16 protein-coding genes are annotated in these 25408 nt (G+C 45.5%); 12 read left to right on the top strand and 4 right to left on the bottom strand.

Annotated elements, in window-relative coordinates; translation table 11 throughout:
* Window positions 1-666 precede the first annotated feature (666 nt).
* Together E7204_RS08475 and E7204_RS08470 are read left to right on the top strand one after the other, a co-directional pair.
* Window positions 667-1104 carry a fibronectin type III domain-containing protein gene (locus E7204_RS08475; protein ID WP_295183576.1) on the top strand — a complete coding sequence of 146 codons (438 nt, stop codon included), beginning with the start codon at window positions 667-669 and terminating at the stop codon, window positions 1102-1104.
* 233 nt (window positions 1105-1337) lie between these two features.
* On the top strand, window positions 1338-2675 hold the full coding sequence (locus E7204_RS08470) for a metallophosphoesterase family protein (RefSeq protein ID WP_295183573.1): 1338 nt from the start codon (window positions 1338-1340) through the stop codon (window positions 2673-2675).
* A 79-nt stretch (window positions 2676-2754) separates the two neighbouring features.
* Here the strand turns inward: E7204_RS08470 and bioF are convergent, their stop codons facing one another.
* The 3 genes from bioF to E7204_RS08455 form a co-directional block, all read right to left on the bottom strand.
* A complete protein-coding gene (gene bioF / locus E7204_RS08465; RefSeq protein ID WP_295183571.1) occupies window positions 2755-3924 on the bottom strand; it encodes an 8-amino-7-oxononanoate synthase in 1170 nt (389 codons plus the stop codon).
* Window positions 3925-4021: 97 nt separating this feature from the next.
* Window positions 4022-4780 carry a 6-carboxyhexanoate--CoA ligase gene (locus E7204_RS08460; protein ID WP_295183568.1) on the bottom strand — a complete coding sequence of 253 codons (759 nt, stop codon included), beginning with the start codon at window positions 4778-4780 and terminating at the stop codon, window positions 4022-4024.
* Window positions 4770-5276 carry a hypothetical protein gene (locus E7204_RS08455; RefSeq protein WP_295183565.1) on the bottom strand — a complete coding sequence of 169 codons (507 nt, stop codon included), beginning with the start codon at window positions 5274-5276 and terminating at the stop codon, window positions 4770-4772. The genes E7204_RS08460 and E7204_RS08455 overlap by 11 nt, the downstream gene beginning before the upstream one ends.
* Window positions 5277-5714: 438 nt before the next feature.
* On the opposite strand from E7204_RS08455, the gene pta reads away from it, so the two are divergent.
* The 4 genes from pta (at window position 5715) to E7204_RS08435 (ending at window position 10318) form a co-directional block, all read left to right on the top strand.
* On the top strand, window positions 5715-6716 hold the full coding sequence (gene pta / locus E7204_RS08450) for a phosphate acetyltransferase (RefSeq protein WP_295183562.1): 1002 nt from the start codon (window positions 5715-5717) through the stop codon (window positions 6714-6716).
* A gap of 234 nt (window positions 6717-6950) precedes the next feature.
* Complete coding sequence (locus E7204_RS08445) at window positions 6951-7658, top strand: MBL fold metallo-hydrolase (protein ID WP_295183560.1); 708 nt, start codon at window positions 6951-6953, stop codon at window positions 7656-7658.
* Between the two features lie 117 nt (window positions 7659-7775).
* Window positions 7776-9011, top strand: coding sequence for a DUF445 domain-containing protein (locus E7204_RS08440; protein ID WP_295183558.1), 1236 nt, complete (start codon window positions 7776-7778; stop codon window positions 9009-9011).
* Window positions 9008-10318: a DUF445 domain-containing protein gene (locus E7204_RS08435; protein ID WP_295183556.1), complete on the top strand. Its 1311-nt coding sequence runs from the start codon at window positions 9008-9010 to the stop codon at window positions 10316-10318. The genes E7204_RS08440 and E7204_RS08435 overlap by 4 nt, the downstream gene beginning before the upstream one ends.
* Window positions 10319-10652: 334 nt before the next feature.
* Here E7204_RS08435 and bioB read toward each other — a convergent pair whose 3' ends face one another.
* Window positions 10653-11678 (bottom strand): biotin synthase BioB, encoded by a 1026-nt coding sequence (gene bioB, locus E7204_RS08430; protein ID WP_021842376.1) that lies wholly within the window; start codon window positions 11676-11678, stop codon window positions 10653-10655.
* Between the two features lie 252 nt (window positions 11679-11930).
* Here bioB and E7204_RS08425 point away from each other — a divergent pair, with 252 nt between their 5' ends.
* From E7204_RS08425 to E7204_RS08400, 6 genes are all read left to right on the top strand, one after another.
* Entirely contained in the window at window positions 11931-13514 is a 1584-nt protein-coding gene (locus E7204_RS08425; RefSeq protein ID WP_366483670.1) for a PLP-dependent aminotransferase family protein, read from the top strand.
* Window position 13515: 1 nt separating this feature from the next.
* The gene (locus E7204_RS08420; protein ID WP_295183552.1) at window positions 13516-14784 is read left to right on the top strand and encodes a DNA repair exonuclease; all 1269 of its coding nucleotides are present in this window, start codon (window positions 13516-13518) and stop codon (window positions 14782-14784) included.
* Window positions 14774-17674, top strand: a complete 2901-nt coding sequence (locus E7204_RS08415) for an AAA family ATPase (protein ID WP_295183549.1) — start codon at window positions 14774-14776, stop codon at window positions 17672-17674. Before E7204_RS08420 ends, E7204_RS08415 begins: the two co-directional genes overlap by 11 nt.
* A gap of 456 nt (window positions 17675-18130) precedes the next feature.
* Window positions 18131-22765: a glutamate synthase large subunit gene (gene gltB, locus E7204_RS08410; RefSeq protein ID WP_295183546.1), complete on the top strand. Its 4635-nt coding sequence runs from the start codon at window positions 18131-18133 to the stop codon at window positions 22763-22765.
* A 361-nt stretch (window positions 22766-23126) separates the two neighbouring features.
* Complete coding sequence (locus E7204_RS08405; RefSeq protein ID WP_295183543.1) at window positions 23127-23753, top strand: tetratricopeptide repeat protein; 627 nt, start codon at window positions 23127-23129, stop codon at window positions 23751-23753.
* A 20-nt stretch (window positions 23754-23773) separates the two neighbouring features.
* Complete coding sequence (locus E7204_RS08400) at window positions 23774-24913, top strand: efflux RND transporter periplasmic adaptor subunit (RefSeq protein WP_295183540.1); 1140 nt, start codon at window positions 23774-23776, stop codon at window positions 24911-24913.
* The last annotated feature ends 495 nt before the right edge of the window (window positions 24914-25408 follow it).

Here is a 25408-nt window from a genome sequence, read left to right as displayed (position 1 = left end):
TGGTGTAATGCACTACCACGCAAAATTCTGAACTACCGGACACCACAAGAAGTCTTCATTGAAGAAGTTAATAAGTTACTGGGTTTTTAAAAGTGTTCAATTTCATATTGCAATTTACTTGTAAAATTTGATTATAAATATTGCACAATATATTACATATGAGATATAATAGAAAAGGTAAAATAAAGGGGTCATGAAGAAGAAATTGAGAATTGTTTTAAGAAACATGCATTGCTTTTCACTATAAATGCATAATTATAAAGATAGGTATAGGGTTGCGCAGCGGTACGCTGTTTAAGTGAATAACAGTATAAATATGTATATGTAAATGGACACAATAGTAATTAGGGATTATATTTTAGGGTTTTAGATGAGTATACATATACGGGTATAAGTTATTTACAGTTTTTTTATTTGTGTGGTGGTTATCCGAAGTACGTTAGAAGTTGGACTAGAAAGTTGAGTATTGATGTGATGAAGCGTACGAGATTAAAGGTAGTAACCAGCCTAATCGGAATTATAATGATTCTGGTTGGAGGGCTTTTTGGGATAATTGTAAATCAAGAGGGAAGTACGCTGAGGGAACGGTTTGATGCGGCTTATCATGCATATATGCCGTTGTCAGGGACAAAACCTTTATATATAAGGCAATTGGTAGGGCCTGATATGGGGACTAAACGGACTATTTTATGGGAGACTACGGAATTCGAACTGAATTCGGTGGTGGTGTATAAGTTAAAAGGCGAAGATAACAGCACGATTAAAGTCGTGCCGGCTACGGCGGATGTGATTAAAGAAGATAAAACCGTGCGCCTCTATGTGTATAGTGTTGAAATCGCTGATTTAGAGCCTAATCAAGAATATGTATTCCAAGTTGGCAAGAAAGATCATACGGATGGTGTGTGGCATTCGTTTAGTACCAAAAAAATAGATACTATGACGGCCGTTGATGTGCAAAGTCCTTCTTCTTGGGTCGTCCCGCAATCAGGTGGTTCTGTGCAAATCGTGGGCGTTAAGAAATATAACAACCACTTTTGCTTACATGGGAGTGGCCATGAGTGTCCCGATATGCATCCGAATACGCTGATTTGCTACGATCTTTAATTACAGACTTTAAGTGTAATGCTTAGAGTCTGTATATTGTTTTTAAGCATTTAAATATAATGTTTGTGCTCAAATTTTGTAAAAATAAAATAATATTTCATATAATGCTTGACTTGAAGTTAACTTCAAACTATATAATAAAAACATAAGATATAGAGATTATTCGATGAGTTGTGGATTGTAAATATTCGTTTGAATGCATAGAGTTAACAAAAAAGAGGAGTTAAGCAAATATGGAGGAAAAAAAGCAGCGGGGTTGGCTCACGTGGGTGAGTGCAACGGTGGCGCTGGTAGTTGTGTTGGGCGTCATCATAAGTTCAACGGCTTGGGGCGCCGGTATATTGCGCCAAGGGCGTACCTTATATTATGAATTGATGCCGCAGGCAGGCACTGAGGCGATGTATGTACGGCAGTTAATTACGCCGGATATGACGACGTCCCGCATTATCATGTGGGAAACTCATGCTCCGGAATCGGATCCGGTTGTATTGTATAAGCTGGCGGGGGCATCGGACAATACGATTGAAACGATACCGGCTACAATGGAGCGATTTGAAGAAGATAAAACGGTTCGCTATATTTATCGGGCGGAACTTACCGGTTTGACGCCAAATTCAACCTATGAATATCAGGTAGGTAAGAATGTAGTAACTAAGGGTTGGCATACGCTGCACACCATGGATGCTGAGAAGTTTGCATCCTTAATATTTCCGGATTCACAGTCCGCGGATTATCGCGGTTGGCAAGATTTGGTAGCTACGGCATATAAGGAAAATCCGGAAGCGTCTTTCTTTGTAAACATGGGTGACCTTGTGGATAATGGCGAGTCGGCTTATCAGTGGGATTCTTGGTTTCGTTCGGTAGAGCCGATGATTGCCAATATTCCGTTCGTCGGTGTGAGCGGCAATCACGAATACTATTCCTTAGATTGGCAAATAAAAGAGCCCACGGCGTACGATCATTTTTTTAAATTTGATGGTCCCGATGCAGAGCCTTATAGCGAGGGAGCCGGTGATTCTTCGCGACGCGCCTATTATTCCTATGATTATGGTGATGTGCATTTCGTGGTGCTCAATACGCAATTTAATGAAATGAATGAAAGCTACCGCGATGAAGTTCGGGCTGAGCAAATGGCATGGCTTGAAAAAGACTTGGCGGCTACTACTAAGAAGTGGAAAGTAGTGCTTATGCATCGCGATACCTTCAGTTATCCGAATACCAAGGTGTCGAGAATGACGGCCGGCTTCAGCGATATGGGTGAACTATTCATGCTGGTTTTTGAAAAATATGATGTGGACATGGTATTGTCGGCCCATTATCATATGTATCGCCGTCGCGGCCATGTGGAAAACTTCCAACGCAGTGAAAAAGGGCCTTACTATATCATTACCGGTGTAGCGGGTGATGTGAAATACGCTGAGATTTGGAAGGAACATCCGTTGGATGAGTATGTGTCACCTTATCTTGACGGGGATAACTATTTAGTACTGCGCAAAGATAACAACAGCTTGACCGTTGAGGCCTATTTGGCGGATGGTACGAAATTCGATTCGATTACCTTAAGTAAATAAAATAGCAGTATAAATCAAAAGAGGATGTAACGCATATGCGTTACATCCTCTGCTTTTTTGGAGCTAAGAATTAGCTGATTTAATCCTTCAACGCTTCGCCCAAGCAATCGGCTACATACCATAATTCTTCTTTCGTATGGTCCGCGGTTACTGTCAAGCGTAGGCGACTTTCGCCGGGCGCCACGGTTGGTGGGCGAATGGCCGTTAAGATAATGCCTTTTTCAAATAACTTGTCCTGAACTTTCAAGGCTTTTTCATCAGACCCTACAATGATAGGGAAGATTGGAATTGCATTGTGAGCCACCGGAATATTGTGACGTTCTAAATATTTAGACATATCATGCACATTGGCGCGCAACTGCGCAATGTGATACGGTTCTTTTTCCAAAAGTGCTAAAGCGGCTTTGGCAGCGCCTACGGCGGCCGGCACTAAAGCGGTGGAGAAGATAAAGCTGCGGGCGTGATTAATCAAGGTATTGATGATGACCTCGTTGGCACATACGTAACCGCCTTCACTGCCGAGGGCTTTACTGAGCGTGCCCAGTTGAATATCTACGTCATCGCTTAAGCCAAAGTGATGAGCAACCCCTTTGCCTTCGCCGATAATGCCGGTCGCATGGGCATCGTCTACCATAACCAAGGCACCGTGCTCTTTGGCGAGATTTACTATGGTCGGCAACTGGCAAATATCACCATCCATGCTGAAAACGCCATCGGTAACAATGAGTCGTTTGCCCGTTGACGGCAAGTTTGCAAGCAGTTCGTCTAAGTGTTTCATGTCGCTGTGACGATATACGTGCACGTTGGCGCCGCTGAGACGGCAACCATCGATGATGCTGGCGTGATTTAATTCATCGCTGAGGATGTGATCGCCCGGTTTCATGAGACCGGAAATGGTGCCCACATTGGCCATGTAACCTGTGTTGAAAACCAATGCTTTGGTGGTGCCTTTGAAGAAGGCTAAATCTTCTTCCAGTTCCGTAATCATTGGATTGGTGCCGGACGTGAGGCGGGCACCGCCGGAACCGGTACCGTAAGTTTCGATGGCTTTTTGAGCCGCTGCAACGACATCCGTATTATGGGTAAAGCCCAAATAATTGTTGGAGGCCATCATTAAATACTTTTTGCCGTCCAATTCGATATGCGTACTATCGATAGGCGTATAGGCGACACATTGACGAAAACGATGTTCTTCTTTGAGCACTTCCAGCTCTTGATTCATTTGTTCCCAGATAGCTTTTCTAAACATAGTAACTCCCCGCTTATAATTAACAATCGACGATAAAAAACGTTTTTAATTATAATAATCTCTCTGAAATTTCCTACCTTCATTATAACAAAATTTGCTAAATCGTTTCAATTGTTACCAAAACGGTAGTTTCTTCCAAGTAATGGCGCAAGGAGTCGAGGTCGGTGTCGGGTTTTACAAAAAAGATGCGACCGCCGCGCTGGTCACCTAATTCTTTGACCGGCGTTAAGCGGTGATAGGTGTGTCCGTAACTTACATACCCCACGGCGTAGTCCGGATCGTCGGATACACAGAATTCACCGAGAATGTCTTCATAACCTAATACTTTAGAGGCTAGAACCAACGCTTCTTCAAAGTGAACACCGGTGTGACCTTCTTTTTCAAAATGGGCGATAGCTTTAGCCGGTTCGGCAAAGGCCATGCGGCTGACACGGACACCGCGCAGGCCTAAATCATCCAGTCGTTCGCCGGTTTCGGCGTTGCAGATTAAGGCACCGCGCATGTTTTCCGGTTGACTGCGGAGGGTATGGAGCGCTTTTTGAATAGCTTCGCGATGAATGCCGGAGGTTTCGAGGAGACGGTATGCTTCCTCGAGACCTTCCGCTACGGAGTCGGCTTTGGTGATGGCTACGTCTAAAGCCGGCTTATATTGAATGGCGTCATCTTCAATGGCATCGATGGTGATGCGGATAAAATCGGCACAGCCTTTACTGTGGGTTAACGCTCTGGTCACGAGTTCAGAGGCTGTTTGCGCTAACTCTTCTTTACTTAAAATTCGTTCGGCACCGGAAATATGATGCCCCCCGTTTTCATGGGCACCACCTTTGGCCGAGCGCATACGAATACTATAAAGCATTAGCTTTGTCACCTCCGGAGAGTGCCGGAACAGAGCGACGAACGCGGGACAACACTTTAACTAAGAGCGGTGAGAAGATGGCGGTGAAAATATAGCCCGGTACGGCCATAAGAATCATAGCCATAGCTAATTTGCCGAAGAAGAGGCCCAAGGTGAGGCGCGCAATAATAGAAGCAATCGGACCGGCAATTACCTGGGACCAGACGGTTCGGTGACCTAAATAGAGAACGGCCCCGGCAATAACGCGGAATTGCATCTGAATCGCTACATTTAATAAGTTATGGGTGCCCAACATGAGGGAAATGGCACTGGCTAAGCAACCGGCAATGATATAGCGTTTAAAGCCGAACACACAGCAGATGGCAACGGCGAGTGGTGCGGATAGCTGGAATTCTATACCGGGAATCACATTCGGTAATTTAATAGCGCCGGTAATCCCAATCATGGCGGCCAAGATGGCGATTTCGCAAATGAAACGAATGTTAGAATTTTTCATACGTAAACCCCTTTTCTAAAAATAATACCCCTAATACCTATTGTTAACCCTTATGTAAACCTATGGTGGATAAAATGATTAACATTTGAGAATATTATACCCCAGTCCACGTATACTGTAAATGAGAATTTTAAGAAATTTTTACATAATTTTTTTCAGAAAAATCATAGAAAAAATGTAGGAAAATGAAGTCATATCGGGGTTTGTGCTAAAAATCATACATAGTTCTACCGGGGTGAATTTTATCAACTAGCTGATAAAATCGGTTCCTGACGATTGTGGCGTAAAATTAGCAATTGACCTATCTCTAAAAGTCATATTAATTTACAAAAAGTAATATGACATGAGCCCCTTTAATCTCTGTTGCAGATTTGGTATAATAAAATAGTATAAAAGGTCCGTTGAAGGGGACCGTTCACAGTCAAGGAGGACGATATTGTGGAATTAGTACAAAACTTAAAAGCAAAAGTAAAACCATTAGGCAAGAAAATTGTATTACCTGAATACAAAGATGCTCGTGTATTAGAAGCTACTGAATTAATTCTTAAAGAAGGTTTTGCAACCCCTGTATTGGTTGGTAACCCTGAAGAAGTTAAAGCTTTGGCTCAAAAAGAAGGCTTCAACGTTGAAGGTGCTGAAATCATCAACCCTGAAACTTATGATCGTTTACCTGAAATGATTGACATTTTCGTAGAAAAACGCGCTAAAAAAGGTATGACTCCTGAAAAAGCAAAAGCAACTATGCTTGGCGATTGCTTGTTCTTCGGCGCTATGTTGGTACACCTCGGTGTAGTTGACGGCATGGTAGCCGGTTCTGCCAGCCCTACGGCTAATGTATTGCGTGCCGCTTTACAGGTTGTAGGTACTAAACCTGGTCTTAAAACCGTATCCAGCTCCATGTTTGTTTTCTCTGACAAAAAACAATATGGTGACGACGGTATGCTCATATTCTCCGATTGCGGCGTTATTCCTAACCCAACTTCCGAACAGTTGGCTGACATTGCGGAATCTTCCGTAGAAAAAGCTCGCAAAGTTGGTAACATGACTAACCCTCGCGTATCCTTCTTATCTTTCTCCACTAAAGGTTCTGCGTCCTCTCCTGAAGTAGATAAAGTAGTTGCAGCAGTTGAAATGTTGAAAGAACGCAATGTAGATTTCGACTTCGACGGCGAATTACAGCTTGATGCTTCCATCGAACCATCTGTTGCTGAACGCAAAGCTCCAGGCAGCAAAGTTGCCGGTAAAGCTAACATCTTGATTTTCCCTGACCTTCAGGCAGCTAACATCGGTTACAAATTGGTACAACGTTTTGCCGGCGCTACCGCTCTTGGACCATTGATTCAAGGTTTGGCAGCTCCGATTCATGACTTGTCCCGCGGTTGCTTCGCTACCGACATTGTAGATGTTGTAGCTATTGCAGCAGCTGAAAGTGTTGAATAAGAATTTCATATAGCGAATGAATAATAAACTCCGTTATTGTAGTAGTTTTTTGAAAAACTCTGACGATAACGGAGTTTTTTAGCTTGTGTTTTATGGTATAATAGAAGTTGTCAATAATAATATTATCAATAAGATGTTAGCAATAATATTATCAATACGATGTTTCGGAGCTCCTATTTGAGGCTGTGAAATATTACTTTACATAATCTATGACTCTTAAGTAGAGGTGATACTATGAAACTATATTATTTAGAACACAGCGGTTTTATGCTTGATGCCGGTGATACCTGCTATGTCTTTGATTATTGGAAAGATGAAGCGCAGGTTGTGAAAAAAGCGCAAGAGGCCGGTAAAGTGTTGTGGTTCTTCGTGACCCATTGGCATGGTGACCATTATTCACCGGCTATTTTGGATTTTAACAGTCCTACAACGCGTTACATCGTGCATACCGATGTGCCACATAAAGATATGCCGAAAGAACGCACTACGGTTATGGCCGTAGGGGATACGACGTACGTTGAAGATCTTAAGGTTACCATGTACGGCTCCACCGATGAAGGCGGCTCCTTCTTAATCGATACCGGTGATGCTACGATTTTCCATGCCGGCGATTTGAACTGGTGGCATTGGCTTGGTGACACGCCGGAAAATATCGACTTTGCTCGCGATTTTGCGGCCAAGGAATTTAAGCGCATTGCCGGCATCACGCCGGATCTTGCCATGTTCCCGGTTGATGATCGCTTGGAAGAAGCCCGTGAATGGGGCGCTTTTGAGTTTTTACATGCCGTAGGCCGTTTGCCAAAATTATTTGTACCGATGCATCGTCACGGTCCTGTTTGGGAGCCTTCGTTATACTTTAAATCCTTGTATGAACATATGCCGGTTTGGAGTCCGAAACATACGGGCGACAGCGTTGAATTAGAAGAGTATGGTATTGAATAATTCAATTGATGTGAGAGCATATGGTATTAATCGGCTCAGCTGAATTAACTGAGTTGGTATTGAATAGTTCGATTGAATTTGGTGAGTATAGTATTGAATAGTTCGAAAGGATTGAGTATGAAACAACGAACGGATTGGCCGATTGCCACCGGCTTATTGTTTTGTATGATGATTATATTTTTAGGCGTCTATCCGTTTCGCCAAGAGCCCTTATTCGGCTTTTTGACACATGTAAGCGGCGCCGCCATGATTGGCGGTCTGGCCGACTGGTATGCGGTGACGGCATTATTTAAAAAGCCCTTAGGCATTTCCTATAAAACGGCCCTCATACCGCGCAGTAAGGCTCGCTTGGTAGAAACGGCCCGCTATATGATGGTAGAAGAACTCCTCAGAGTGCAGCCGGTATATACGATTATTAAAAAAGAACAGTTGCCGAAGCGCATTCTTATGTACTTTTTGAGTGATGACGGGCGTAAGCAATTGAATCAATTTATCGAAGAAGTCGGCTCACAGTTAGGCAATCGCTTTGACGGGGCGCCCCTTCGCAAGGAAGTGACGGGCGCTATTAAGCAGGGCGTAGAACACTGGGAAGTGGCACCGCTCCTCATTCGTTTTGGTCATCTTTTGATGAAATATGAAACGGCGGAGACGTTGTGGCTCTACCTTAATCGCATGGCGCAACGCCTTGTTGGTTCTGAAGGGATACAGCCGTATATTACGGGCATCGTGGCAGCGATGATGAGCCGTTATGCGGAAAACTCCTTTTGGCGAGAGCTGGCGTTGGCCCTCGGCAGTGACAGTTTTTCACCGGAACGGGTGGCTGAATTAATTCAGCGTAAAGCAACGGAGTTTTTACGCTCTCAAGAATCGATTTACTCCCCTATGGGGCAGTATGTGTACAACAAAGTGCTTTGGCTTTTGTCTGAGTTGGAGCGCAATAAAGAGTGGCGTGCGTACATAGAAAACAAAAAGAATACCTGGCTTATGGATGCTTTGGAAGATGTCGATATGGCCGGTGATACTAAAGCTTGGCAGGGGATTTTCAAACGGGCGCAAGAAGAAGCGGAATCCTATGCACGCAGTTTGTTGCAGGATAAGGCAAAAATGCAGAGCTTGGAACGTTTACTTTTGTATCAACTGGTTCCGTTGCTTCGCAAATTACGCCCCTTCGTAGATACTTCGGTGGTGCGGGAATTAAATTCCTATTCGCCGGAACGCTTGTCCGATTTAATCAAAGGTAAGTTATATCATGATTTGCAGATGATTCGTATTAACGGCTCCTTGGTAGGTGCCGTGTTGGGCGGTCTCTTCTATGTGGCGGCGCAACTCGTGCAAGGAGGTGTTAGCTTATGATTGGTGGTGTACCGTATCGCGTATGGGCTAATCGCATATTAGCTGGCTCCGCCGTTTTATACGCTCTGGTTTTTGTGGGGCAGTTCTACATTACCGCAACTTGGTATGATGCCTTATATTGGCTCGTCCAATCGGCTCTTATCGGCTCCGTGGCGGACTGGTTTGCCGTGACGGCGTTGTTCCGTAAACCGCTGGGCTTCCCGTATCATACGGCGCTCATTCCGCGCAATAAAGAACGCATGATTTCCGGTTTGGTTAATCTCATTGAAACGCGTCTGTTGACGTTGGAACAGTGTCAGCGAGCCTTGAAGACGGTGAAATTCGTTCCCTATATTGACGGTTATATCAAGAGTGATAAGGGCCGCCAGTACATTCGTAAGGCCTTGCGCAGTTTGCTCCATGTAGTATGGCATAGTCGCAGTGAAAAGGAATGGGCTGCTTGGGGGGCTGAGAAGCTTCGTTATTTCTTGCATCGCCAGTCGATTACGGGACCTTTGCAGCAGTTTTTAACGGATGTTTGTAAAACCAATAAGCACGAAACGACGATTATTAAGGGCATCATGCTTTTGCAGGAAGCCCTCGATAAACCGCAAGTTTTGTTCTGGCTTACGAATACGATTGATCGCGAGATTCAGGCCCGTAAGGAAAATATTCTGTCCGCCATTCTGATTGGCGCTTCGGAAACTTTTGATATCATCAATGCCCGCGATATGGCTATGGCCATGTTGCGTGAGCTCTACATGATATTGGAGCGCTGGAAACAGCCGGGCAGCACGGAGCGTCTGGTGTGGATGCAACAGTGGCTTGGTCCTTTGCAGGAATTGGCTTATAACAGCACGGTCGGCAAAGCTATCGACGATGTATGGCAACGCTGGATTGACGAACAGGACTGGGAATCCATTTTGGAAAGTTATGCGTGTCCGTACATTCATAATGTAATTCACATGTCCGATAAGGAAGATACCTTTGAAGAAGGGACTCCCGTTAATGTTCTGGAACAGTCTTTGCAGGAATTGTGGGCTGTTTACAGTAAAAATCCGGAATTGGAAGCTAAACTGGAAAATATGTGTCAGCACATGGCCGGCTATGTGTTAATGCGCAGTCACGCATTACTGGGCGTCATTGTACGGCAGGTACTGGGATCCCTCAGCACGGAGAAGTTTATCTACTTTATCGAATCGAAAGTGGAAGATGATTTAAGCTGGATCCGCATTAACGGTGCTTTGGTAGGTGCTGTGTGCGGGCTCGGCGCTTGGAGCTTCTTACACTTTATCTATGAACCGCTTTTAGCTTTGTGGGGCTTATAAGCTCATTTTTTACTGAAAAATTCGGTGGCTAATGATGATTTGCCAAAGTGTCACTGGTTTGTGCTGATTGGTTAAAGTGCGGTCAGTTTGATTGGCTAAAAATAAACGGTCTTACTTTCGCTTAGGGGTGAGTAAGACCGTTTTTGTTAACCTAAAAAGGACCCTGTGAGGGGTCCTTTTTAGGTTGTAATATTGTAGTGTGTTTGAAGAAAGTTAATGAAAAATTTTTTTATAAACATTCATTGCCGGAGATGAAGTTAGTTGTCAGCTTGTCACGGATGAAGTTGATGGCAAACTGTTGTGATGAAGTTGCCGGCAATGAAGTGTTAACGAATTAAGCCTGAGTTTGAATAGGCTGTGGCGCGGTGCGTTCCAAATGTAAGTCTTCAATCATCTGTAAGTCTTGGAGTGGGGAACGACCATCGGTGGTTAAGTAACCGCCGACCATGATGCCGTTGAGACCGCCGGATAATGCTAAGGCCTGTAAGTCGCGGAGGTTAACTTCACGACCGCCGGCTGTACGAATCTGAGCATGTGGCAATACGAAACGGAACATGGCAAATGTACGTAAAATTTCCAATGGAGGCAATGGTTTGTTGTGTTCAAATGGTGTGCCTTTGATTGGATTCAAAATATTGAGCGGCACGGAATCGATGCCGAGACGTTTTAATTCATAAGCCATTTCAACGCGTTGTTCCAAGGTTTCATTGAGGCCGAGGATACCGCCGGAGCATACGCGGATGCCTGCTTTTTTAGCGTTTTCAATAGTGGACATTTTGTCAGCAAAGTTATGAGTGCTGCAAATGTTAGGGAAGTTGCTTGGTGCCGTTTCGATATTGGAATGGTAACGAGTTACACCGATAGCTTTCAATTGAACAGCCTGTTCGTAAGTAAGAAGACCTAAGGAGCAGCAAATTTCAAGGCCTGTTTCTTCGTGAATACGACGAAGGGCACTCAAAATCTGTTCAAATTCTTTAGGATTATTGGTGTTACGACCGCTGGTTACGATGGAGAAGCGGATAGCACCGGCTTCTTTCGCTTTACGAGCATGTTCCACAATATCTTCTTCGCTCATAAACGGATATACGGTAACGCCTGTTTCGTGATGAGCCGATTGGGCGCAGAATTTACAGTTTTCAGGGCATTTGCCGGAACGTGCGTTAACAATCGCACAAAGGTCAACTTCGTTGCCGCTGAATTTTTGACGAATTTTATCGGCCATAGCCAATAAAATCATTGTATCTTCGTCGGAAACATGAATTAATTCTTCTGCTTCCTTTGGGGTGATTTCACCACCATCTAAGATGCGTTGGGCGTACGCAATAATTTCTTCATAGCCAATAGTTTGTTTTGTTGTCATGAACCTACACCTCTGTATTTCTTTAGTTTATCCCGCTCTACCTGGGAGCTTCGGCTGTGGGTCTACTTGATATTAACCATTAGCCGTTGCCTATATTATACGAACATGATTTAAGATAGTCAACCATGAATTTTAATCATAGTTAACAATAACCGAAAATTATAAATATGGTTAACAATTGTAATGTCAGTTTGTAAAAAATTTACAAAAAATGGATAGGACAGATTACCATTTTCAAGAGGCTGTGATAAAATAAGAAGTAATGTAGTAAGTATTGTTTTACACGGCTTAAAAGTCGGTGAGGGGGCGAGGCATCTGTTAACAATTGAACGAAATAGTGTCACCCCTTTATATGAACAGATTTATCAGTACCTTAAATCTCGAATTGAGCACGGGCAATATGCGGCCGGTTCCCGTTTACCGTCGGTACGTTCGTTGGCCGGTGAAGTGGGTGTCAGCAAGATTACGGTGGAGCAGGCCTATTTGCAGCTGGCTGCGGAAGGCTATATTAAGGCGCATGATCGCTCGCCCTATGAAGTGTTGCCTTTACCGATTTTATTGGATAACGGCGCTCATTTTGAAAAGGATTATGACGTTGACAACTCGTATGACGGTAACGAGTCTGCTGCCGCGGTTGACAATAGTTCAGGCGAAACGATAACAGAATTGGACACTAGAGGCATGCTAAAAAACGGCCCTTATGAGGTTCCAATTAGGCCCACTAATCAAGACGAATTACCCGCTAACGGAACACAGGCCATACCGATTCGCTATAATTTTGCTACCGGCGCCATGGATCCGGAGGGTTTTGACTATACGCGGTGGAAGCGTTATATCGGTTATATCTTGCGTGAACCGGAACGGCTTTTGGCATACGGCCATCCGCAAGGGGAACCGGAACTGCGGGCTGAGCTAGCGAAGTATTTGAATAATGCCCGCGCTGTGCGCACCACGGTGGATCATATTATTATCGGCAGCGGTACCCAGGCCATGGTCATGATGCTGGCAGCTCTTTTAAAACGGGCCGGCCTCACCACGGTGGCCGTTGATGCCAGCGTTATCATCGGGGTAACGCATATTTTTAACGATTACGGATTTACCGTTATCACCGTGGACCAGCATAGCGAAACCTTATTAAAAGACTTACGCAAAGCCGGTGTGGAGGCCTTGTACTGCACGCCGTCTCATGGCGACAGGCAGGGCCGAGTCATGAGTGTAGGCCGACGTAAGGAATTGTTACACTGGGCGGCGGAGCAAAACAGTTATCTCATTGAAGATGATTATGACAGCGAACTTCGCTATTACGGACGGCCCATTTCCTCCTTGCAGGGGATGGCCACGACGGAGCGGGTTATCTATTTGGGGACGCCGTCCAAAGTGTTGCCCCCATCCATTCGCATCAGCTACATGGTTTTGCCACCGGTGCTGTGGCGCGATTTTTTAACCTATCGCACATCGTATCGGCAAAGCGCCGGTGTCATGGAGCAGCTCGTATGGGCGCGTTATATTAAGGATGGCGAGTGGTCCAAACAAATTCGCCGTTTGCGTAAGCACTATGCGGATAAAAGTAAAGTGTTAGCGGCACAGTTGCAGCAAACATTTGGCGATACCGTTAAAGTATATCTGCCGGAAGGCGGTGTTTATATAGGTCTTACGATTTTTACGGATAAGGGAGCGGACGCTCTTTTGCAAAAAGCCCGTGAGGCCGGTTGTGATGTGCGCATTGAAGCGGACGGCGATGACGAAGTACGTTGTCTGTTGTCGTTCAGTGCGATTCCGACCAACGAATTGGAAGCGGCCGTAAAAGAACTGGGTAACGCTTGGAAAGGAATGTGAGATGATACCATTTCGCTTTATACAATGCGGAGACCTTCACTTGGGGACTCCTTTTAAATATTTGAAATCATTAGGTAAGCAAGTGGACGAGGCAGTCAATCGTGCTACCTATCAGTCGTTTACGAATATTGTGGATTTTGCCATCGAACAGCAGGTTCATGCCGTGCTGATTACGGGCGATATTTATGATAGTGAAAAACATAATTTGGAAGCACAGGTGCGTTTCGCCTATGAATGTGAACGTTTAAGCGAGCATAAGATTCCCGTATTTTTAGTACAGGGGAATCATGACCCGGCAGAAAGTTGGGCGGCCAAAATCAGCTTGCCAAGTTCCGTGTATGTGTTCAGCGCCAAAGAGAGCGAGCGACAGCCTTTATATGTGAAAAACAAGGTGGTTGCGTATATCTACGGCATCAGTACGAGCAATCAGAACCGGGCCGACAATGTGGCACAGCAATTGAAACCTTGGTCGGACGATCCTTTTTCCATCGGGATTTTTCACGGTACCGTAGGTTCAGCCGGTGAGCACGAAACGGTGGGCCCTACTACGTTGGGGGAACTTACGGCGTCGCCTATGAGCTATTGGGCTGTCGGCCATATTCATAAACGGCAGGTGTTAAACGAAACGCCCTATGTGGTTTATGCCGGCAATATTCAAGGCCTTCATAAAAAAGAATTGGGCCCTAAAGGCTGCTATTTAGTAGATGTGACCGCCAAAGGTCGCGTGACCATGCAGTTTCACGAAACCGCACCGATTCGCTTTGAGCAGGTAACCATCGATATTGGCGCGCTGGGCAGTACCGGCGATATGGTGGAAATGATTCGTCATAAGAAGGAAATGCTGCGCAAATTGAAAAAGCAGGTACTCCTCGAAATTGTACTTACCGGCGAAGGTGCCCTGTATGAACTTTGCAGTCAAGACGAAGTGCGCCAAACTTGGCTTGAAATGGCACAGGCGGAGGAACGAAATAAGTTTAATTTCGTCATGCCTTTCAGTATCGTGGACCGCACGCGGGGCGTAACGGACTGGACGGCGCGCCGCGAAATGGAAGATATGGTAGGCGACTATTTGCGCAGTTATGATACCATCGCCAAACTGCCGGCCGTGGAGCGAGCTTCCACGATTCGCAATCTAATTGCGGAACGGCCGGAAAGTAAACGACTCGGTATGTATCAGGAACTGTTGACAGATGATGTTTTATTAGACGCATTGCGACGAGCGGAAGCGGAAGGCGCTCGTTGTCTCATGGGAGATACGGATGAGGATTAAGGAAATATATATTAAGGAATTTGGCCCTTATCACGAATGGTCGTTCACACCGGCCGGTGAAGGGGTACAAGTTATTTACGGCCCCAACGAAAGCGGCAAGACCTCTTTATTGGAAGCCCTTCGCTTTTTGTTGTTTGGTAAAAAAAGTAAAACTTACGGCTACGGCTCGGGATATCTTGTGGTAGAACGGGACGGCGTGTCCTATCATATCGGCCGAGACGGCAAAAAGCTTAACTTCTATCCTTTAGGCAAAGGGCCGATTTCGGAAGAACCGGCGGCTCTATGGTGGCATGGTCTCGACAAAAAGACCTATGATAGAATTTTTGCCATTACCGTTGATGAATTGCAAGGTGCCGATGTGCTGGCCGAAGTGGAAGTGCGAGCCCGTTTCTTCGGCGGCGAGGGGGGCGAACGCCTCAGTACGGCGGTGAAGGATATTGAAAAAGCCTCCTCCGATTTGCTCGTAGCGTCGGCGAACGGCAAGCGCAAGATCAATGTGCTCATGGAACGGTTGAAACAGATCCGTGAAAAGATGGCGGACCTCGGTAAAAATGAAGAGGCTTATACGGCGTACCAACAGGAGTTGGACGGCATCGCCACAACGGAAAAGGAATTGCAGGAGCGCCTCAAAGAATGGCAAGATTACGGCAAAGACGTGGATCTTGTGTTACGCGCCTGGGATGTATATAAACGGGCGGAACATGCAAAAGAGCAGATGAATACCTATGCGGTTACAGATTTGCTTGAAAAAGACGCCTTCTATGAACTGGACGAAAAGATTACGGAATGCCGTAATAATATGAAGCTCTGGAGCGGTAAAGAAGCGGGGCTCGTGCCGGAAAACTTTGCTCCCGATTCCTTGGTGGGTGTTTACAGTCAAGAGATTGAAAACCTGTTCCAAGAATTAGGCCAGTGGACGCAACTTCAAAAAGATTGTGAACAAGGGCGTAACTATTTAAAACGAGTTAAAGAACAATTGGATTTGTCCCGCACTTTGCATAGTGCTTGGCGGGCGGATGCTCAAATGCCGGAGAAAGTGGACTGGGCCACCGGTGAAAAACTGGCTCGTGAACTTCGCAGTGCCCAAGATAATTATCTTAACTGGCAAGGCCGTAAACCGGTTGAGCCGGCGGACATTGCCAACTCCACGGTGAAAGATGAAGAGAATTCCTTGAAGGAATTGGAAGCGGGCATGGCCCAATTGAAACAGGCCTTTACGGAGTATGAAAATAGCTTAGCTAAAGAAAATGAACTCAACCAAAACGGCCCGTCACCTTTATATCGCTATGGCGCCATCGCACTTATTGTCATTGGTATTGTCCTCATGATGGTGCTTCCTGATATAGGTCTTTGGGCAGGGATTCTTTGCTTCGTTTTAGCAGCGGGCGCGTTTGGTTACGGTTGGCAGCAAGGTCGTAAATTAATAGGCCTTCGCGAAGCGGCTTTGCACCAGCGGGAACGTTGGGAAGAGTTAATGAAAGCCATGGCGCGTGATTTGGAATTACCGGAACCCAAAACGGCGGCCGATATTAAGGATTTGGAAGATTCGGTGGCGGCTAAACGGGCGGCCTTCAGTAATCAGAATTTAATTCTGGCTAAAATTCACAGCTATGAACAGGTCCATAATCAGTGGCTGGAAGAAGGTAAGAAATTGGAAGCCGCCGGCAATGCGGCCATGGAAGCTTGGCAGCGTTGGTTGCCGGAAGGGGCCAGCCGCGTTTTGACGGACAATCAATTCTTTGCCTTGAAGCAGGAATACGATACGTATATGGAGGATTTCAACCAGTACAAAGATTATGAAAAACGTTTGGCAGAACATGAGGCAAGCCTTAAGGATATTGAATCCCGTTGTGCTGCTTTGTGGGAAAAATTGGAATTGGATATTCCGGTTACGCCGATTGAATTGCGTCGTGTTTATAATCTTTTGAAATCCCATCGTCAAAACCAGGTCCGCTGGGAACAAAAAGAGTCACAGCGTCGCAACTATCATGAAGAATACGAGCAGTGGAGCCGCCAAGAAAAGGCGTTGCTTTTGGAACAGCAAGAGTTTTTACAAAAGACCGGTGTTGCTACGGCCGGCGAATATCGTCAGCGTTTATTGTTGCAAGATCAATATGTGCAGTGGCAAAAAGTGTATGAACAGAGCCGTGATCAATTGGCCTTGTTTGCTCCGAAGAAAGACGGTCAGGAAGCCTTGTATCGTCGCTTAAAATCGGGCAACAAAGAAAAATGGCAGACCGAAGCGGAACGAAGCCATTCGGAAATGGCGGCCCTTCAAAAACGTTTAGCTGCTTTGTATGAAAAACGCGGTCAGATTCAGGAAGCGATGCGCACCTTGTCGCAGGATAAGGCTTTGTCCTTGGCCCTCCAGGAAGAACAGCAGCTGGAAGGGGATTTGCAGGAAGCGTTAACGGCCTGGGCGACCCAAGTTTTGGTAAGCCATTTCATGGAACTGGCGCAGATGGATTATGAAAAAGACCGTCAGCCGGAAGCTATGGCGAAGGCGTCGCAATATTTGTCTTTGATGACAGACGGCAAATATACCTTACAATTGGGGGACAGCACAGCCAATGTGGAAGCGGTGCTCACATCCGGTGAAGTGGTACCGACGGAACGTTGGAGCAGCGGCATGGGCGATCAGGTATATCTCGCCTTGCGCCTCAGCTTAGCCAGCGTGTTTGCACAGCGCGTAGAATCATTGCCGATTATTTTGGATGACATTTTGTTGCGCTTCGATGAAGGCCGACAAAATGCGGCCTTGAAGCTATTGGCGCATATCGGCCAAAGTGAACAAATATTGATATTTACCTGTCAGCAGGGCACGGCGGAACGCAGTGCGCAGCTCGATGGCGTGAGCGTATACGATTTGTCGACTGGTGAAGCCATGTAGGCTACGAAGCTACATTGGTTAAGAAATTGTAGAATTGTAATTTTATAACTAAAAATAGATTAAAAATACAGTTTGTTAGTATTCGACAGGCTGTATGAAAAATCTGAAAACCTCTCTGAAAATTATTCGGAGAGGTTTTTTGTATTTAGAAGTACCTTGTATACATGAGATTAATGCACAGTATGTATGGTATATTGCTATATGATTTTTTTGGACAATAGGTATATAATAGAAACAATCTATTTTCTATAGAATGGATATAAGGCGTATAATCATAGATTGTTAGACGTTGGTACAGGCTAATAGCGATTCCCGGCGGAGCTATTTGATATAGCTTTGGGGAGGCTGTGGGCATGGACTCGTTGAACGAAAGTGATTGTCTTAATATAGAAATAGCAATTGCCTGTGCTAGGGCAACTAAAGAGAGAGTATAGGGTTTGGAAGGAGCAAGGGCTTATGGGACAAGCACATCAAGGGACATATCAAAAATCAGGAAGCGTACAGCAACAAGGCAAAACGCAAATTGAAATTCAGCAGCAGGAACAGGCGCAATGGCAAAAGCAGGGCTTATATGATGCGGCCTATGAAAAAGACGCCTGCGGCATGGGTTTTGTAGTCGATATTAAAGGCCGTAAATCCCATGATATTATCGATGACGGTTTGCGTATTTTGGAACGGTTGGAACACCGTGGCGCGCGTGGCGCCGATGCGTCATCCGGTGATGGCGCCGGTATTTTGGTACAAATTCCGCACGACTTTTTCCGTCGTGAATGCGAAGTATTGGGTTTTTCTCTGCCACCGGTGGGGAGTTATGGCGTAGGCATGGTGTTTGCCCATCGTTATGAAACCCTTCGCAATAAGCAGAAGGCGATTTTGGAAAACATTGTTCGTGAAGAAGGTCAAGTCGTACTCGGTTGGCGTGAAGTGCCGGTCGATTCCCATGCCGTAGGCGCCGAAGCAGCGGCTATTCGACCTTGGCTCATCCAGATTTTTATCGGTAAAGGCGATAATATCATGAACGATGAAGAGTTTGAACGCAAACTGTATGTAATCCGTAAAGAAGCGGAAAAACAGATTATTCCCCTCAGTAAAGCGGAAAGCGGCGATTTCTACATTGCTTCATTGTCTGCCAAAACCATCGTTTATAAAGGGATGCTCACACCAAAGCAGCTTCGTGAATTCTATCTTGATTTAGTGGATTTGGACTTCACGTCGGCCTTGGCCATGGTGCACTCCCGTTTCAGTACGAATACATTCCCAAGCTGGGCGCGGGCTCATCCGAACCGCTTCATAGTCCATAATGGGGAAATTAATACCATTCGCGGCAATATTAACTGGATTAATGCCCGCGAAGGCAAAGCCGATTCAGAATATTTTCCGCAAATTAAAAAAGTATTTCCTGTTGTTGACGACACCGGTTCCGATTCGGCCATGTTCGATAACACCCTTGAGTTCTTATATATGACGGGCCGCAGTTTGCCGCATGCCATGATGATGATGATTCCGGAACCTTGGGAAAACAACGAGCTCATGAGTCAGGAGAAAAAAGACTTTTACGAGTTTAACAGCTTCATGATGGAACCTTGGGATGGTCCCGCTGCTATGGGCTTTACGGACGGTACCGTTATCGGCGGTGTGTTGGACCGCAACGGTTTGCGCCCGTCCCGTTACTATATTACGGGCAATGATCGCCTTATTATGGCGTCCGAAGTAGGCGTTGTCAATGAAGCGGCTGAAAACATTCGCTATAAAGGTCGTTTGGAACCGGGCAAAATGCTCCTCGTTGATACGAAGGAACAGCGTATTGTATCCGATGAAGAAATTAAACATCGCATTGCTACTGAAAAACCGTACGGGGAATGGGTGAAAGAACATATCATTCACTTGGACAGCATTGAGCAGGCGACGGATGATGAAATTCCGACAGTGTCCAACTTGAAAGAATTGCAGCAAGCTTTCGGCTATACTCAGGAAGATTTGGTGCGCATGTTACAGCCTATGGCTAAAGACGGCAAAGATCCGGTAGGCGCCATGGGGGCTGATGCACCGCTAGCCATTTTATCGGATAAACCGCAGTTGTTGTACAGTTATTTTAAACAATTATTTGCGCAAGTAACGAATCCGCCAATCGATGCGATTCGTGAAAAAATGGTAACCTCCACCGGCGTAATGTTCGGTAACAGCGGCAACATGATGGATCCGCACAAAAGCGGCACTTATTGTGTGTACTTGGATAGTCCGATTTTGACAAATAAAGAATTTGCCGCCATTCGTAAATTAGATTGTCGCCGCATGAAGAGCACCGTTTTATCCATTCTTTTTGACCCGGCCGAAGGCACTCAAGGAATGCGCAAAGCCTTACAGGCTCTTTGTGAAAAAGCGGAAGAAGCGGCGCGCTCCGACCATAATGTGTTGGTTTTGTCCGACCGTGGCGTTGATGCCAATCATGTAGCCATTCCGGCACTACTCGCTGTAGCAGCGGTGCACAATCACTTAATTAAAAAAGTGCTCCGCACCGATATCGGTTTGGTCCTCGAATCGGGGGAACCGCGTGAAGTTCATCATTTCTGTACCTTGATCGGCTATGGCGTAACGGCCATCAATCCATATGTTGCCCTTGAAACGGTAGCGGATTTACAAAAACAGGGTCGCTTAGGTGATGTTACGCCGGAACAGGCTGAACAAAACTATATTAAAGCAGCGGTAAACGGTATTTTGAAAGTCATGTCCAAAATGGGCATCTCCACGGTGCGCAGTTACCAAGGGGCTCAGATTTTTGAAGCCGTAGGCCTTAACAGCGATTTCATCGGTAAATATTTTGTGAATACACCGACTCGTATCGGCGGTATCGGTACTGATGGGGTAGCGTTGGAAGCATTGAGCCGTCATCATCGTGCCTTCGAAGAACCGGCCGACACTGCCCTTGAAGCGGGTGGTTTCTATGGTCCTATGAAGGACGGGGAACCTCATTTATACAATCCGAAGACCATTGATTTATTGCAGCGTGCTTGTATTGAAAATAATTATGAACTCTACAAAGAATATGCGTCGGCAATTCGCAATGATTACCATGTAACACTTCGCAGTTTGCTCGAGTTCAATTTTCCGGTGGGCGGCGGCATCGCTATCGAAGAAGTAGAACCGGTAGAATCTATCGTGAAGCGCTTCAAAGGGGGCGCCATGAGTTACGGCGCTATCAGTAAGGAAGCGCATGAGACCATCGCCATTGCCATGAACCGTTTAGGGACTATGAGCAATTCCGGTGAAGGCGGCGAAGATGCGGATCGTTACAAATTGTTGCCAAACGGCGACAATCGTTGCAGTGAAATTAAACAGATTGCATCGGGCCGTTTCGGCGTAACCTCCGAATATTTAGTCAATGCCAAGGAATTGCAAATTAAATGTGCCCAAGGTGCTAAACCGGGTGAAGGCGGTCAGCTTCCTGGCAAAAAGGTGTATCCGCCAATCGGCAAAGCCCGTCACTCCACGCCGGGCGTAGAACTGGTATCGCCACCACCTCATCACGATATTTACTCCATTGAAGACTTGGCGGAATTAATTTTCGATTTGAAAAACGCCAATCGCGATGCTCGCATCAGTGTGAAATTGGCAGCCGAAGCGGGTGTTGGTACTATCGCTGCGGGCGTAGCCAAAGCGAAAGCCGATAACATCCTTATTTGCGGTTATGACGGGGGCACCGGCGCGGCCGGTCGTACCGGGATGCGTCATACCGGGGCTCCTTGGGAATTGGGTCTTGCCGAAACGCATCAGACTTTGCTGCTCAACCGTTTGCGTGACCGCATCGTCCTCGAAGTGGACAGCAAATTGATGACCGGTTTTGACATTGCCGTAGCAGCGCTCTTAGGGGCTGAAATGTTCGGCTTCGGTACCTTGCCGCTCATCGCCGTAGGCTGTAAGATGGCCCGTGTTTGTAATTTAAATACCTGTCCATACGGCGTAGCAACGCAGGATGAAAAGTTACGTAAAAACTTTAAAGGCAAACCGGAATATGTGGAACATCTGATGCTCTTTTTAGCTCGTGAACTTCGCGAAATCATGGCTAAACTGGGCATTCGCAGCGTAGAAGAAATGGTTGGTCGTGTAGACTTGTTACGCCAAAAAGTGGTGGATGATAATTACAAATTATCCCGCGTCGACTTGAAACGAATTCTCTTCCGTCCATATACGGATATTTCCGTGGGCCATTACCATCAACACGAACAAGACCATGAATTGGCAAAAACCTTAGATGCCGGCAAATTGCTCCGCATGTGCCGTCCGGCTATTGAAGAGCAGAAACCGATTCGTGCTAAATTGGCCATCAACAATACGCACCGCGTAGTAGGTACTATTGTGGGCAGCGAAATTACTAAAAAGTACGGCGCTGACGGTTTAGCTCCGAATACGATTAAACTCAGCTTCGTTGGCAGTGCCGGTCAAAGTTTTGGCGCCTTTATTCCGAAAGGCATGACCATGGTGCTCGAAGGCGATGCTAATGACTATGTAGGTAAAGGCTTGTCCGGTGGCGTTGTGACGGTATATCCGCCGAAAGCGGCGCTTTTTGAAGCAGACCAGAACGTTATCATCGGGAACGTGGCTTTTTACGGAGCCACTTCCGGTGAAGCCTATGTAAGCGGCCGTGCCGGTGAACGCTTTGCCGTCCGCAATAGTGGTATTACCGCCGTGGTGGAAGGCGTGGGCGACCACGGCTGTGAATACATGACCGGCGGCGAAGTCCTCATCTTAGGTCCGACCGGTCGTAACTTCGGGGCCGGCATGTCCGGTGGCTATGCGTACATTCTTGATTTTGACGTGCGCAAGTGCAATACCGCTTTGGTAGAACCGCGTGCGGCTACGAATGAAGATTTAAAACGCATTAAATCTTTGGTTGAAGCACATGTATTGCATACAGATAGTCGTAAAGGCCGTCATATTCTGGACAATTGGCAAAACTTTGCACAGCGTTTTACCAAAATCGTACCGACTGCGTATGAAAACATGCAAAAAGCTATTGCTGTCTATGAAGCAACGGGCTTGAAATTGGAAGATGCTCAATTGCAGGCCTTTAAAGATGCTTATCATATTAAGTAGTATTGTAGACGCTCATCAGATTGAGTAGCATTGTAGATGCTTGTCATATTAAGTAGCATTGTTTTAGTAATTAAATAACATATTGGCTCGCTGGTGAGTTCGATATACAAGTTCCATATAAATGGGTTCGTTTGATACTGAGTTTTTTTGACAAAACTCACTTAAACGGGCCCATTTTGCTATATTCGGCGATTTTCTAAGAATAGAGATTTTTTAAATCTTCAAAATGGTATATAATTAAGAGCATACAAAATAGAAATAAGTAAATAAGTTAATTATAAATCAATTATTGACATATCGAATCTTAGAATCTTAGAATATAGTTACTGCGTGTTTGACGCATATAGTAAAGGAGCCATTAGTGAAATTATTACATATAGTGACAGCCTTGTTTTTCGGTGCAGCCTTGCTTTTTGGGGGATGCGGTTTAGCTTCTGAAGAGTCGTCTTCGGTAGAAACAGCAAAGACTGTGACGCCTAATACAACTGCCATGAAAGGGCCGGTACCGACGACGGAATTGCAAGAAGCAACTAAATTATTGCAGTCGAATGATTACCCCGGCGCTATTGCAAAAGCTGATGAGATTTTGCAAAGATATCCGAAATCTGATGCGGCTTATTCGTTGAAAGGTATAGCCATGGGGCTAAACGGTGATCCCGCGGGGGGATTGGTTTTGGCGAAGAAAGCGTATGATTTGAATCCAAATAATTTAAGCAATTATTACAATTTGGCTATGCTGTATAAATTGCAGGGGCAATTGAATGATGCTAAATTTTGGTTTGACGCGTTACTGGCTAAGGATCCAACCAATACTTGGTCAGTCTATGGCATAGCCACTATTTATGCGGACCAGGGGCAGGATGCTAAAGCATTGCAATATTTACGCCAGGTCATTGCGCTGGACAAAAGTGTAAAAGAAGTAGCGCGCACGCAAGATCATTTTCAGCGTTTTCACGGCAATGAAGAATTTGAAGAGATTGTAAAATAACCGGAGAAGGAGGATTAGTTATGGAAGAACGACAGCGACGTTTTCGATGGCTATTCATGGTAATGATTGTTATGGTAGCCGGTCTTATGGCCGGGTGCTTTGGACCGACGAAGGTAACAACAGCCGAGGCGGATATGCGCGAGATGCCGGTTAAAATTAATAATGATGCCAATATTACGGCTTTAAATAAAGCGACCATTGAACCGACCGTTTCCGGGCAGGTGGCGACGATGGTGGTTAAAGTGGGCGATGAAGTTAAGCAAGGTCAGGTTGTGGCTATGCTCGATACGAGTACCATGCAACAGCAGCTTAATCAGTTGATTCAACAACTCGGTGAAGCCCAAAGCAGTGGTGGTGTACAGGCTGTGCCGCAAGAGACGACTATCGTACCGGGCGCTGTGTCGGCGGCTGATGTGAACCGTGCTCGTGAAATGATGCAGAACGGGATCATTACTGAAAAAGAATACCAGACCATTGTGCAACGTTCGCAGGCAACCGTTGTGACGAGTGGTGGCGGCTATGTGTCCACCGGCGGCATGGAAACGTCTGGCATCCAAGCGGCGATTGCTCAACTGCAAACACAAATTGCGCAGGCTCAAATTGTATCACCAATTAACGGGCGGGTAGCAGCTATTTATAATGAAGACAGAAAGGTCGCCATTGAAGGCAGACCGTTTATGCTCATTCAGCAGAATTCGCCGGTTGTAGCTTCCCTAAGTATTCCTCAGAACTTTGCTCTTAAGTTGGCCGAGCCGACGATTAAACCATCAATTAAGGTATATTTAAAAATTGATGACAAACAGATTCCGGGCGAAATAACGTATATAGATACCAATGCGCCCGCCGGCATGCCAAGCGTATTAGTAAAAGCGACCTTCTTGAATGCGGATGGTCTCATTCAGCCGGGCGAGTTCTATACGTTGGTTATTGAATCAGAAGCCAAAGCACCGGTACTCGCTGTTCCTAAAGAGGCCGTTCGTGAAAACAAGGATGGCAAGTTCGTGTACGTAGTAACTGCCGATAATACGGTGGACGTTCGCGTAGTAGAAACCAGTGAAACCGATGATGATTATACGGCTATTGTAAATGGCTTGGCCAAAGGGGAACGTGTAATTACGTCTAAAGGTGAATTCGAATTGGGTGAAAAAGTAGAGTATTAGTAGTATATTATCTAGTATATTAATACAAGCTAATTTGCCTTGCTGTATAACATACGTATATTAAACTGAACGAGGCTCAGATGAGAGCCTCGTTTTTGCGTATTAGACATGGTTTTTATACTATATAGAGTAGCTGAAGAAAAAATCTGAAAAAATCTCAAAATAGGGGTTGACGTACTCCGTGTTAATTTGGTAAGATAGTCAAGTCGTCAGTTGAAGACGACAAACAACACACAGTGTTGTGAGTAACACAATGTTTGATTCTCGTAAATAACTTGTAAAAAAGTTGTTGACAGAATAAAACAACGGTGTTATAATATAAAAATCGTCAGATATGACGGTGACTGAATCGCAAATCTGAAATGCGCTGAGTGCAATGAAGATTAAGCGAGCAGATCTTTGAAAACTGAACAATGTAAGGTAATCATTTTTAACGAAATGAACATAGCCAGAGTGCGGGTTTCAACAACGTTGAAACCAACCAAATAAATTCTA

The sequence above is a fragment of the Veillonella sp. genome, from assembly GCF_015058545.1.
Lineage (GTDB): Bacteria > Bacillota > Negativicutes > Veillonellales > Veillonellaceae > Veillonella_A.
Note: the sequence above shows the minus strand (reverse complement) of the source record. Positions and strands in the feature narration are given on the sequence as shown.